Source organism: Larkinella fluvii, assembly GCF_051857545.1.
Lineage (GTDB): Bacteria > Bacteroidota > Bacteroidia > Cytophagales > Spirosomataceae > Larkinella.
The window spans coordinates 528,100-540,648 of record NZ_JBPZHB010000002.1 but is presented as its reverse complement, the minus strand read 5'-3'; the positions used below and the strand labels follow the sequence as shown (position 1 = coordinate 540,648).

The window sequence follows — 12,549 nt, the reverse complement described above, 5'->3', positions numbered from 1 at the left end:
GTTTTCGATGGACTCAGGCCGGTTATTTGTGGCTTTCCAGGTAGTGCTGCTTCAACACATCTTCGCCAAAGTCGTTTCCTTTTTCCCGCAGAATGGCGTGGATGTGGTTGCCATCGTTCTGAAAACCAACGTTATCGTATTCGATCAGGAAATCGGGGCCGTTGATGATGTAATAATGCGGTTTGTTGTTTTCGTGGCTACCGATCCAGGCAAAATAAATCTTGTCGATGCCCGACTTCACGATTTTATTGAAAAGCTGATGGGCTTTCCAGTGTTCGAAATTGTGGGTATACTCCTGAATCAGCAAAGTCAGCAACGCCTTTTGTCCCTCGTCGAATTGCCGGGCGGAAATGCCGTAGTATTGCATAATGCGCTGGCTGCCCTGCGGACTGGTTATGATGTCTTTCGGAACGTCCTGCCTGAGGGTAGCAAGGGCTTTCTGCTTGTCGGTCAGCGCGTTGATGAGCATAAATCCATAATCTTCCTCCTTGCTCAACACGCGTAGCCCCGCATATTTGGCGGTTTTTACCTCCGATGGATCGGTACCGATAAAATAGGGCGACATCGACACCTTCTGGCCGTCGGCGGTGAGACTGAGCGCCAGGTGATGTCCGCCAAAATTGAGACCCCAGGGTTCGGCGGTTTGCGGTTTTCCCCAGACCGAAATGTAGTAATTACCGTGTGACCACTTCAGGTTCTGGACCATGGTGAGCGTTTTCTGGTCGATCTTGCCCTGATCGAATGCCTGCTGGTAGAGGGTGTTCAGGATATCGTCCAACTGCATGATACTCGTCGTTTTCAGGTATCCCTGCGAGCTCAGCATCGCCGACAATACCCGGTGAAAAGCCAGACGGCTCTGATCGGATAAGGTTCCGTAGGCAATACCGGGCCTTGGCACCAGACCCACCGGCAGGTTGGTCCATTTTTTTCGAAGACTGTCGGCAAAGGGAAACTGCGTTTTTTTCAACTCTCCGGCATCGAGCGTGCTGAGAAATTGCGAGGTCGTTTCGATCAGCGTTTTGGTCGACTGGGCCCATGCAAACGGAGTCAGGAATCCGCAGAGTAACAGGAGGATAAGATTTTTTTTCATCGTCGGCGGTTTGAACCTAAAATTAGAATATCTTCCACGAACTTACTAATCGGATTCCGTCGATCGGGGGCTTTCCGGAAGGTGGGGCTGTTGTTCAAAAATGATGAATTCAGCCAATTAGAGTCGCAACTATTGGCATCCATTTCGGGTTAAACAAGTAGATTTTGCATAATCCTTGCGTTTTTACCAAAGTAATCACTTGTCGTTAGTGGTTTTTGGCTAATTTCGCCCGGCGACTCCTCGCCCGGCGTTGTCCATTCGTTGCGCAGGGTCGTCACTATGGAGGATAGATAGCCAACCTGAACGATTAAGTTTACCATAACCGATTTACTCTACCCCAAATACGTATGTCAAACACTGCCGAACTGTCTGTCGATGGTAAAACCTACCAATTTCCAATCGTTGTTGGTAGCGAACAAGAAAAAGCCATTGACATTTCCAATCTCCGCGACCAAACGGGTTATGTTACGTTAGACAAAGGATACAAAAATACCGGTGCGACCCAGAGCGCGATCACTTTCCTGGATGGTGAAGAAGGCATTCTGCGGTACCGGGGCTATTCCATTGAAGACCTTGCCGACAAAGCCAGTTTCCTGGAAGTGGCTTACCTCCTGATTTACGGTGACTTGCCGACTCAGCAGCAATACGCCGAGTTTGAAGACAGCATCCGGCGTCATACGATGGTGAATGAGGACATGCGGAAAATTTTTGAAGGTTTCCCCAATAATGCCCACCCGATGGGCGTATTGTCATCGCTGGTGAGCGCCCTGAGTGCGTTTTATCCGGACTCATACGACGACAAAGCGCCGGATCAGACGCAGATGCACATCATCCGGTTGCTGGCCAAACTGCCGACGATTGCCACCTGGTCGTTCAAAAAATCGCAGGGCCATCCGGTCAATTACCCGAAAAACCAGCTTGACTATTGCTCGAATTTCCTGCACATGATGTTTGCGTTGCCGGTGGAAGACTACCAGATCGATCCGGTGGTTTCCCGCGCGCTGAACAAACTGCTGATTCTTCACGCGGATCACGAACAAAACTGCTCGACTTCGACGGTTCGGCTGGTCGGTTCGTCACGCGCCAATATTTATTCCTCGATTTCGGCCGGTATCAACGCGCTGTGGGGGCCGCTCCACGGCGGTGCCAACCAGGAAGTGATCGAGATGCTGGAAGAAATCAAGGCCAATGGCGGTGATGTGGCGAAATATGTCGACATGGCGAAAAACGCCAAAACCACCGGTTTCCGGCTTTTCGGCTTCGGCCACCGGGTGTACAAGAATTTTGATCCCCGGGCGCGTATCATCAAAAAAGCGGCCGATGATGTACTGAGTAAACTCGGCGTGAACGATCCGGTGCTGGAAATTGCCAAAGGACTCGAAGAAGCGGCTCTCCACGATGAGTATTTCGTGTCGCGGAAACTGTATCCTAACGTCGATTTTTATTCTGGCATTATTTACCGCGCCCTCGGCATTCCGACTAATATGTTCACGGTGATGTTCGCCATCGGACGTTTACCCGGCTGGATCGCCCAGTTCGTTGAAATGCGGGCCCAGAAAGAGCCAATCGGCCGTCCCCGTCAGATTTATACCGGCCCGACGTTGCGCGAGTTTAAAGCCATCGGCGATCGGTAGAATTCATGAACGTTAATTAATTCTATTGCAGGAACCCCGTATGAATGCGGGGTTCTTTGTTTTTCCGCCAATCACGAAAAAGAGGTGGTCAGCAACGGCCAACCACCTCTTCATTTGTCAAACAATACTGAAAATTTTTCCGTTGTGAAGCCCCAAAACCGGCTCATCACGGTATCTCTTAATCAAGTGTCTCGTCACCTTCAATGGCAGCGCCAACAGGATCAACCAGCGCATCTTCGTTGGCATTCACCATCGCGCGGATTTTAGCTTCCAGTTCGGCCATCAATTCGGGATTGTCGAACAATAGGTTTTTAACCGCATCGCGTCCCTGTGACAGCCGGTTGCCTTCGTAAGAGAACCAGGAACCGGATTTTTTCACGATTTCCAGTTCAACCGCCAGGTCCAGCACTTCACCGACTTTCGAAATTCCCTGTCCGTACATGATGTCGAATTCGATCACTTTGAACGGAGCGGCCAGTTTATTTTTGACCACCTTCACTTTCGTGCGGTTACCCATGATTTCATCACCATCCTTGATCTGTCCGATCCGGCGAATGTCCAGCCGAACTGACGAGTAGAATTTCAGGGCATTTCCACCCGTGGTCGTTTCGGGATTGCCAAACATAACCCCGATTTTTTCGCGCAACTGGTTGATAAAGATGCAGCAGCAACCGGTTTTGTTGATCACACCCGTCAGTTTCCGCAAGGCCTGCGACATCAACCGGGCTTGTAGACCCATCTTGCTATCCCCCATGTCACCTTCCAGTTCGGCTTTCGGAACCAGCGCGGCCACAGAGTCAATGACAATAATGTCGATAGCCCCGGAGCTAATCAGGTGTTCGGCAATTTCGAGCGCCTGTTCACCGTTGTCGGGTTGCGATATGAGTAAGTTTTTGGTATCGATTCCTAATTTTTCAGCATACGAACGGTCGAACGCGTGCTCGGCATCGATGAACGCAGCCAGACCACCGGCTTTCTGAGCTTCGGCGATGCAGTGCAGCGTCAGCGTGGTTTTCCCCGACGACTCCGGCCCGTAGATCTCAACGACCCGACCCCGTGGAACACCCCCGATTCCCAACGCCAGGTCCAACCCCAGCGAGCCCGTCGAAATGACCGGAATATCAACGACTTTGCTTTCACTCAGCCGCATGACCGTGCCCTTGCCATAGGCCTTGTCCAACTTTTCGATGGTCGTTTGCAGGGCTTTCAGTTTGTTCTCAGTAGCCGTACTAGCGGTTGCTTGTGCCATGTGATGTGTTTTTCCTCAAAAAATGATTTTTAGTATGTTTAGCCTTATAAAATTACGATTTTGCAGCCAGATTTGCAAGCCCTGTTTGTAAAATAATCAAAATATATGAAGCGTAGTATACGCTCGGTAACCCGACAAAAGCTAACACAGGTTAAATATTTTTCACCAATACCCGCGTGTAGCCGAACGATTACTACTATAGTTGTATGGTATTTATATTTTATATCCCATACAGTTAGCGCTCAATTGGACAACCGGACCTTCGATCAACGCTTTCGGCTCGACAGCATTCAAAAACTGAGTTTTCGCTTCACTAGTTTGGGTTTTGTCCGTAATAATGAGTTTTTTGGCCCCATCGCCGACGGGTATACGCTCTTTGGCTACCAGCTCAATCCCCGGATTGCCTACCAGCCTGCGCCGAACGTGGTGGTGGAAGCCGGTGTGTTTTTCAGGAGTGATTTTGGCCAGGAACGGATCACGCAAATCGCGCCGACGTTCACCGTGAAATTTCGTCACCGCAACTGGAATTACCTCTTTGGGACGTTGGAAGGCTCAGTAAGTCACAACCTGATCGAGCCGCTCTATAATTTTGAACGGCTGCTGCAACAACGCATCGAGAATGGCCTGCAAATCAACCACCAAACCGACCGCACCTTCTTCGACGGCTGGATCAGCTACCTCCAGAATACCCGGCCCGGCTACACGCGTCAGGAGCAATTCTGGGGAGGCATTTCGGCAGAATTTTCGTTGCTATATTCCCCCGGTTTTCGGCTGAGCGTGCCGCTCCAGTTTACAGCTTTTCACGCTGGCGGTCAAAACATCAACAGCCCGCTCCCCGTCCGAACGGCCTTGAACGCGGCCGGTAGCCTGAGTTTGACCTGGCAGAATGGAGCGTCCGGTTTTTTGCGCTCGGCCCGGCTGGACACCTATGTGGCTGGCTATTCCGAAAATGCGGAAAAAGCTTATTCCGGTGGTGCTTTTTATCCCAACCTGACGCTACAGCTCAAACCACTGACGGTTTTGGTTAGCTACTGGCGCGGGAATGCCTACCGGGCCGAACTGGGCGGAGATTTGTACCAGAGCTACACGCGCCGGTATAACAGCACCTACGAGGAGCGTAACCGGCAGCTTTTCATTCTGCGGTTTTTAAAGGATATTTCGATCGCCAGCGGGCTTTCGATAAGCGTCCGTTTTGAGCCGCATTATGACCTTGGAAACGGAAAATTTGAGCATTCGGAGGGGGTTTATATCACCTTCCGGCACTAAAAACCGGGAGAGTCTGCTATTTTTGTCTATGGTTCGTAAAATCCTGCTGGCACTTCTGGCCGTATGTATTGTGTTGGGAATCTGGTACCGCAATCTGATCGGGTATGGCTGGATGCAGGCGAAGGGGCAATTCCGGATTTTGTGGAACACGCGCCCGGTCGAAGAAGTGATGGCCGATGCCTCGATTCCGGATTCTTTGAAGCAAAAAATTGAACTTATTCAGGAAATCAAACGTTATGCCGTTGATTCTCTGGGTATTAATCCTTCCAAAAACTACACGACTTTTTACGACCAGCACGGGCAACCGATTTTGTGGGTCGTAGTAGCTTCGGAAAAATACCGGCTTGTGGCCAAAGAATGGGAGTTCCCGGTCATCGGCACGTTTGCGTATAAAGGTTTTTTTGAACGTGACCGCGCCAATCAGGAACAGAACGAACTGAAACAACTGGGCTACGATACGCGTTTAAATGAAGTATCAGCCTGGTCGACGTTAGGATTTTTCCGTGACCCTATTTTGTCGTCCATGTTGAAACGATCGGAAGGGCAGTTGGCCGAGTTGATCATTCACGAACTGACGCATGGCACGCTGTTTGTGAAAGACAACCTGGAATACAACGAAAACCTCGCGGATTTTGTCGGTGAATACGGAGCCTTAAAATTTCTGACCCAGAAATACGGAGCCAACTCACCGGCGGCTCTCGGGTATCTGGATTCGAAGCAATACGGCGAAAAATACGACGAACACGTTTTGCACGGAACCCGGAAACTCGATAGTTTATACGCCACTTACAACCCTCAAACACCCGAACGGGTCAGGGAGGAGAAGAAGTGGCAGTTGATCGGCCAGATTGTCGAAACCGTCGACACCCTGGAAAGAAAGTCGCTGGCGGGCATACCGGTTCCTAAAAAGCGCCGGTTTAATCCTCAGAATTTGCCGAATAACGCGTACTTCGTGGGCTATAAAACCTACCGGCAGCAGCAGAACAGCTTCCGGCGCGAATTTGAAGAGAAGTTCAATAGCAATTTTAGTCAGTATCTGACGTATTTGAAAAAGACGTATCCGTCTTTATGAGTTTGATGACGGTTGAGCCACTTTTTTTGGCGGTTCATTCGTTTCCAGTTGGAAGTATCTATCTCTAATCCTGACATTTGCGGGGCCAAGGGTCAAGCGATCATGAAAAAAGTAGTCCTTATCCTATCCATCCTAACCAGTGCGGCTCTGTCGCAGGTGGCGCTGAAACCGGAAAATGCGTACCGTCGCGTACCCAATTCCAGTTTTGGGGCCGGTGAGCACCTGGAATATAAAGTCCATTACGGCATTTTCAACGCTGCGGAAGCGGTGGTCGATGTAGCTCCTACGCTTTATAAAGTCAACGAACGGCCTTGCTACCGCGTCAACGTGTATGGCCGAACCGTCGGTGCCTTCGACCTCGTCACCCGGATTCGCAACACCTGGCGGTCATACATCGATACGACGGCGATTCTGCCGCAGAAATTTTTTGCCCACATCGAAGAAGGCAATCACCGCAAGGAAGAGAACGTCACGTTCAATCACTTTGCCAATACCGTTCGGGCCGAAGAAAAAACCCAGAAGGATGTTTTTAAAGTGCCGGATAACGTTCACGACGTCATTAGCGGGTATTACTACTTACGAACCATCGACTTTAGCCGGGTCAACACGAACCAAACCATCGAAGTACCCGCTTTTTTCGACGATCAGGTCTACAACATGAAAGTGCGGTATCGGGGTCGGGAGGTGGTTAAAACCCGGTTTGGTCACATCAATGCCATCAAACTGAATCCGGTTTTGCCGGAAAATAAATTGTTCAAAGGCGAGGATGCGATTCGGATCTGGGTGTCGGACGATGCCAATAAAATTCCGGTAAAGATCGAGGTGGAATTGTGGGTGGGTTCCATGGAAATGGATCTGAAAAAACACTCCGGTTTACGCAACGACCTGAAATTTTTTAAGCAGTAAAGCCCCTACGAACGGCTCCTTCCAGCGCGGTTTTCCATCCAGAAACCCTACGAACCAAAGCCCAGGCGCAGGCAATAAACCACGGCAGATGGTCGTAGGTGATTTCGGTATAGGGGCGGCTTTCGGCCCCAAAGCTCTGGTAATACGCCTTCACCGACTCCGCTCCTACCGCCGGACTTTCGAAATCAAATTCCACAGGTTGTCCGGCAAATTCCTCAATAAGTTGATTGATCATCCACAACCGCGCCTGTTGCTTCCGCCCGGTCGGTGATGCGCCATTAAAAAGATAACTGATCCGGTCGCGATCCAGCACAAACAAGCCACCCGCTTCAGCGTTTTTTTCGCCTTCCTTCCGGGCCAGCCAGATGCGCGTCATTCCCCGGTATTTTAGTTGATCGACGGCTTTCATAAACCGGTCGTAGATTGTTAAATCTAGTTGAATACCACCGACTGCCTTTTCTTCGTTGTGTTCCCGATGCAGTTGAATCAGTAGCCGCATGTCCGGTTTTTCTTCTACCACCCAGCCCACATTGCGCGCCCGGTTGAGATTGGTTTTTCGGTCGGTTGCATAATGACGGTAGATTTCTTCATACGGTTTATTGAGCGGCAAAACGTGGTTATAACGCTTGATCGCAGAAAAACCGGTCGGAAATCGCAGTTCGTTTTCATTTTTTTCGTTAAACCGGTACGAAACCACCCAGCGAAATGACCGGTTTAATTGATCGAAAAATTTGGAAGACCATGAAGCTAAATCGATTCCGGCCCGGCTGAAAATCCCCAGTTGCTGGCAGTAATCGGGTTGGTAGGCATACCGTATCCCGTACTTTTTTTTGTAAACCACCGGCATCACGGCTACGTATTGTCCGCCCCGTTCGGCCACGATACCGCCCCACTGTGGAGCGCCGACGCCCGTGGTCAGGGCATCCAGGTACCACGAGAACGCATAGATCAGTCGTTGGGACGATTCGGCAACGCAATCATCCCAGCGAACCGCGTCGAGGTCAGCGCGGTCGAGATACCGGACGGTCATCGGGAGAGAAGCGTTTGCTGCAGCCATTGCTTCATCCGGTGCAAGAACCGCACCGAATCCGGCAATCGATTGCTGACCAGCCGAACATACGGCTCCGGTTCGGCCCCGAAACTTCGGTTAAAAGCCGCCAGATTTTCGACTTCCGGACTTTCAAAATCAAAACAGAGCGGCTGCCCGGCGTATTCCCGAATGAATTGATCCAGAATAACGGTTCGGGCGTTGCCCCTTCGCCCTTCCGGACTGGCCGCGCAGAACAAATGAATGATCCGGTTTACGTCCGTCACCAGCAGGCACCCCGCTTCGATCCGTCCGTTTTGCTTTGCCACCCGAATGGTTACCTGCTGCCGGTTTTGCAAAACCGCAACCAGTTGCCGAAGTTGACCATAGGCCTGGGGCGCAACGCGACCAATACCAGCGGTGTTGTGCTTCCGAAATAAGTCGATCAGCGGAGCAACATCGTCGGTATCGACAAATTCCCATTCGCGCTGCAAACCGCGTTTCAGGTTGTTTTTTCGATCTTTCGAATAGCCCGCAGCCAGTTCCGCATACGGTTTCCGGAGATTCAATACGTGATTTGTCAGGAAAATTGGTTGTAGTACCGGCGCAACTAACCCGGCTGAATTGACGGCATTGAACTGATACGAAGGGATGTAGCGTATGTGCTGGTGGAGGGCTTCCAAAAACCGGGATAAAACCGAAGAATTCGGTGTTTCACCAGCCGAAAAAACACCCAGCTGGTGGCAGAACAAAGGCTGAATAACGGATTTGACGCCATACCGACTGCGAACCGGCAATGGCATCACTCGTTCATAATCACCTTCTACCAGCAACTCCCACCCCGGCGAAACGACGTCCAGATACCACGAAAACGCATAGACCAGCCGCTGCGGGGAAAGGGCCACGCACCGATCATACGCGGCATCGTCGAGGTGTTGTCGGGAGAGCAGACGAACCAAATGAGTTTAGGGTCTGGGGTTCATTACTTTATGTAGTTAAGAATTAAGAGTTATGAGTTAATGCGTCAGCCAACTTTTAACTCATAATTCTTAATTCTTAACTTATTTCAACGAGCCCTTCAGCTTTTCGACGGTTTCGCGGATTTGCGGGTTCGTGTTGGTGATGTCGCTGATCGTTTGAATGGCGTGAATCACCGTGCTGTGGTCACGTCCTCCGAAGTGATAGCCAATCGATTTCAACGACAATTCCGTCAGGTCTTTGGCCAGAAACATGGCAATCTGGCGCGGGAAAACGGCTTCTTTCTTCCGGCTTTTGCTTTTCAAATCAGAAACCGCGATTTTGAAATGATCGGCCACCACATCCTGAATGGTATCGATGGTCACTTCCTTATCCGAGTCGATGATGAGGTTCCGGAGGGTGTTCCGCGCCAGATCCAGATCGATTTCCCGGCGGTTGAGCGACGCCTGTGCCATCAGCGACACAATGACGCCTTCCAGTTCGCGCACATTCGTGTTGATGCTGTGCGCCAGGTATTCGATGACGTTATGCTCGATAAAGATGCCTTCGGCCAGCAGTTTTTTCTGGATAATCGCCGTCCGTGTTTCCAGATCCGGCTGGGTCAGATCAGCCGTCAGTCCCTGCTTGAAGCGCGACTGAAGCCGGTCCTGCATGCCCTGCAAGTCGCGGGGGGCACGGTCGGACGTCATGATGATCTGCTTCTTGGCGCCGTGCAGGTGGTTGAAAATATGGAAAAAAGTCTCCTGGGTTTTTTCTTTCCCCGCCCAAAACTGCACATCATCGATGATCAGCACGTCGACCTGCATGTAAAAACCCATGAAATCCCGCAGCGAATCGGTACGGATGGAGTTGATAAACTGGGTGGTAAACTTTTCGGAAGACACGTACAGGACGAATTTGTCCTGATTGTTATTTTTGATATAATTGCCGACGGCCTGCACCAGGTGCGTTTTGCCCAACCCCACCCCGCCGTAGATCATCAGCGGATTAAAGGCCGTGGTTCCCGGATTCTGGGCGATGGCGAAACCCGCCGAGCGGCCCAGCCGGTTGCAGTCGCCTTCAATAAAATTATCAAATGTATAGGCCGGATTCAGGTACGAATCCAGTTGCAGTGAGTCCAGGTCTTTCATTTCAAATGGACTCTTCAAAATATCGGCGTCGACGTTATCCGGTTTGGCATTTTGAGGTGACTTTGACGTCGGCACGTTGACTGTCAACGGCTTACTCCCTTCGTCACCTTTGTCGACAATGATCGAATATTGCAATTGACCGTGATGACCGATGGCAAAGTCGAGCGCTTTTCGGAGTAAATGAACATAGTTTTCCTCCAGCCATTCGTAGAAGAACTGGCTGGGTACCTGGATGGTCAGTTCGCTTCCATTCAGGCGCAGGGGAACAATCGGCTCGAACCAGGTCCGAAAACTCTGGTCGGGAATGTTCTCCTGGATCACCTGCAGGCAGCGGTTCCAGACCGTCACTGCTTCACGCTGTATGCCGGGTACGGATATGTTCACAGTTTCATTTTACCTAATAATAAAGCCAAATTGCCCAAGACAATCAGCCCGGTGGGTGAAAAAAGGGAGACAAAAGTAGGAAAAAAAATAGAGCAGACAAGGTGACTTGCCAAACTCCGGCCGGATAAAAATACAGCCCCATTTTTTATCTATCAATACATTAAAATAGATTATCAAAATAATACAACCCAATAGTGAACAGTGAAGCCTCCCGCTGTGGCTTTACTCCGAAAAGACCTAACTTTGGAAAAGAATGGATTTGATGAATTCGATGGTTGAATGGTTGAAAATGGTTTGATGGTTAAAATGGTTTGATGGTTAAATGGCTAATGGCTGCTTGTGAAGGCCATCCTTTTTACCGTAAAACCATTTAACCATTCAACCATATTCAAGCATCAAACCATTCAACCCTTTTTAACCCTACAGCCCTTGATACTATGTTTTCTATAAAATCGCTCTTTCCGGCCGTTACGAAAGCGGAGTGGACCCGGCAGGTGGTGGCCGACCTAAAAGGAAAACCGGTTGAATCCCTGAAGCGGCTCACACCCGATGGCCTGGAGACGGAGCCGTTTTATACAAACGAAGATCTGGCGAAGTTGCCACTTGCCACGAACCAGCAAAGCCAACAAACGGGCCGGTCGCTGGGCTGGCTGAATGTTCCGGGTGTGCGGTTTGAAACGGAAAGTGAGACCAATACAGTTCTGCGTACGGGGCTCACCAAAGGAGCCGATGGTTTTCTTCTTGATTTGACCGAGGCAAAAATCGAAAAAATTCAGTGGAGTCGGCTGCTGCATGGCCTGAAACTGAGCAACACGCCGGTTTGGTTTCGCGTCGATGGGCAGTCGGAAAACGTGGCGAAGGCGTTGAAGCAGATTCTGCCGTATCAACTGAAAGGCGGTATTTTTGACGAACCGGTGGGCTGTTCCCTCCAATCTATCACCCATCCCGACGCGGCACTTGCCCAGATGGCGGAAGCGACGCGCCTAACGCTGGACTCACCCCACTTTCGCACGATAACCGTAGGCAGCACGGTTTTCCACAACGCCGGAGCCACCGCCACGCAGGAACTGGCCTTTACGCTCAACGCCGTGGTGGACGTCTTCGACTACCTGACCAACGCCGGTTTAACGATGGAACAACTGATTCCCAAAACCGCCTTCGTGGTCTCGGTCGGAACGAGTTACTTCACCGAGATCGCCAAACTCCGCGCCCTCCGCATCCTCTGGCAACGCTTGTTACTTCATTATTCGATATTCGATATTCGCTATTCATTATTCATTCACGCTCAAACCTCCACCTTCTACGACGCCACGGCCACGCCTTACAACAACCTGCTCCGGGCCACGACGGAAGCCATGTCCGCCGTCATCGGGGGCTGTGATGCGCTGACCGTTCATCCATACGACGCGGTTTTCGGCGAACCCGATGAATTTTCTACCCGCATTGCCCGGAATATTTCCATTTTGCTGAAAGAAGAAGCCCATCTGGACAAAACGCTCGACCCCTCGGCGGGTTCGTATTACCTCGAAACCCTGACGAACGAGTTGGTTGAGTCGGCCTGGGCGTTGTTTCTGGATGTCGAAAAGCAGGGCGGTTTATTGAAAGCAACCGAAAGCGGTTTTGTTCCCAGCGAACTGGAGAAAGCGTATCAGGCCAAAGTGGAAGCAGTGAAGAACGGCCGGATTTTGGTGGGCGTGACGAAGTTCCGGATTGATGAGAAGGTCATGGTGGCCAAACCGGTAAGGTTTCAAAAAACCTTACCGGTTTTACGATTGCCCCAAGAATTCGAGTAATTTCCAGAAGAGAAAACCGG

General features: G+C 50.7%; 10 protein-coding genes. 5 read left to right on the top strand and 5 right to left on the bottom strand.

The features are described 5' to 3' along the window. Positions 1-22 precede the first annotated feature (22 nt). On the bottom strand, positions 23-1,090 hold the full coding sequence (locus ACS5NO_RS06290) for a DUF3500 domain-containing protein (RefSeq protein ID WP_439414333.1): 1,068 nt from the start codon (positions 1,088-1,090) through the stop codon (positions 23-25). Between the two features lie 347 nt (positions 1,091-1,437). Between ACS5NO_RS06290 and ACS5NO_RS06285 the strand changes: the two genes are divergently transcribed. Next, on the top strand, positions 1,438-2,724 hold the full coding sequence (locus ACS5NO_RS06285) for a citrate synthase (protein ID WP_150881402.1): 1,287 nt from the start codon (positions 1,438-1,440) through the stop codon (positions 2,722-2,724). Positions 2,725-2,902: 178 nt separating this feature from the next. On the opposite strand, the gene recA is transcribed toward ACS5NO_RS06285, so the two are convergent. Then, entirely contained in the window at positions 2,903-3,973 is a 1,071-nt protein-coding gene (recA, locus tag ACS5NO_RS06280) for a recombinase RecA (RefSeq protein WP_439414332.1), read from the bottom strand. A gap of 246 nt (positions 3,974-4,219) precedes the next feature. Between recA and ACS5NO_RS06275 the strand changes: the two genes are divergently transcribed. From ACS5NO_RS06275 to ACS5NO_RS06265, 3 genes are all read left to right on the top strand, one after another. Continuing rightward, on the top strand, positions 4,220-5,239 hold the full coding sequence (locus ACS5NO_RS06275) for a lipid A deacylase (RefSeq protein ID WP_439414331.1): 1,020 nt from the start codon (positions 4,220-4,222) through the stop codon (positions 5,237-5,239). Positions 5,240-5,267: 28 nt separating this feature from the next. After that, positions 5,268-6,311, top strand: a complete 1,044-nt coding sequence (locus tag ACS5NO_RS06270; protein ID WP_439414330.1) for an aminopeptidase — start codon at positions 5,268-5,270, stop codon at positions 6,309-6,311. A gap of 102 nt (positions 6,312-6,413) precedes the next feature. Continuing rightward, entirely contained in the window at positions 6,414-7,217 is an 804-nt protein-coding gene (locus tag ACS5NO_RS06265) for a DUF3108 domain-containing protein (protein WP_150881398.1), read from the top strand. Here the strand turns inward: ACS5NO_RS06265 and ACS5NO_RS06260 are convergent. The 3 genes from ACS5NO_RS06260 to dnaA all read right to left on the bottom strand — a co-directional run bounded on the left by ACS5NO_RS06260 (position 7,207) and on the right by dnaA (position 10,715). Beyond that, a complete protein-coding gene (locus ACS5NO_RS06260) occupies positions 7,207-8,274 on the bottom strand; it encodes a GNAT family N-acetyltransferase (RefSeq protein ID WP_439414329.1) in 1,068 nt (355 codons plus the stop codon). The genes ACS5NO_RS06265 and ACS5NO_RS06260 overlap by 11 nt on opposite strands. Continuing rightward, positions 8,244-9,203 (bottom strand): GNAT family N-acetyltransferase, encoded by a 960-nt coding sequence (locus ACS5NO_RS06255; RefSeq protein ID WP_439414328.1) that lies wholly within the window; start codon positions 9,201-9,203, stop codon positions 8,244-8,246. The genes ACS5NO_RS06260 and ACS5NO_RS06255 overlap by 31 nt, the downstream gene beginning before the upstream one ends. Positions 9,204-9,305: 102 nt before the next feature. Next, positions 9,306-10,715: a chromosomal replication initiator protein DnaA gene (gene dnaA, locus ACS5NO_RS06250; RefSeq protein WP_150881492.1), complete on the bottom strand. Its 1,410-nt coding sequence runs from the start codon at positions 10,713-10,715 to the stop codon at positions 9,306-9,308. Between the two features lie 458 nt (positions 10,716-11,173). On the opposite strand from dnaA, the gene ACS5NO_RS06245 reads away from it, so the two are divergent. After that, positions 11,174-12,529, top strand: coding sequence for a methylmalonyl-CoA mutase family protein (locus ACS5NO_RS06245; protein WP_439414327.1), 1,356 nt, complete (start codon positions 11,174-11,176; stop codon positions 12,527-12,529). Positions 12,530-12,549 lie beyond the last annotated feature (20 nt).

Bases quoted from the DNA above. Each gene is read 5' to 3' on its own strand.
- recA (WP_439414332.1), bottom strand. From the start codon at position 3,973: ATGGCACAAGCAACCGCTAGTACGGCTACTGAGAACAAACTGAAAGCC.
- ACS5NO_RS06245 (WP_439414327.1), top strand. From the start codon at position 11,174: ATGTTTTCTATAAAATCGCTCTTTCCGGCCGTTACGAAAGCGGAGTGG.
- ACS5NO_RS06260 (WP_439414329.1), bottom strand. From the start codon at position 8,274: ATGGCTGCAGCAAACGCTTCTCTCCCGATGACCGTCCGGTATCTCGAC.
- ACS5NO_RS06270 (WP_439414330.1), top strand. From the start codon at position 5,268: ATGGTTCGTAAAATCCTGCTGGCACTTCTGGCCGTATGTATTGTGTTG.
- ACS5NO_RS06290 (WP_439414333.1), bottom strand. From the start codon at position 1,090: ATGAAAAAAAATCTTATCCTCCTGTTACTCTGCGGATTCCTGACTCCG.
- ACS5NO_RS06265 (WP_150881398.1), top strand. From the start codon at position 6,414: ATGAAAAAAGTAGTCCTTATCCTATCCATCCTAACCAGTGCGGCTCTG.
- ACS5NO_RS06285 (WP_150881402.1), top strand. From the start codon at position 1,438: ATGTCAAACACTGCCGAACTGTCTGTCGATGGTAAAACCTACCAATTT.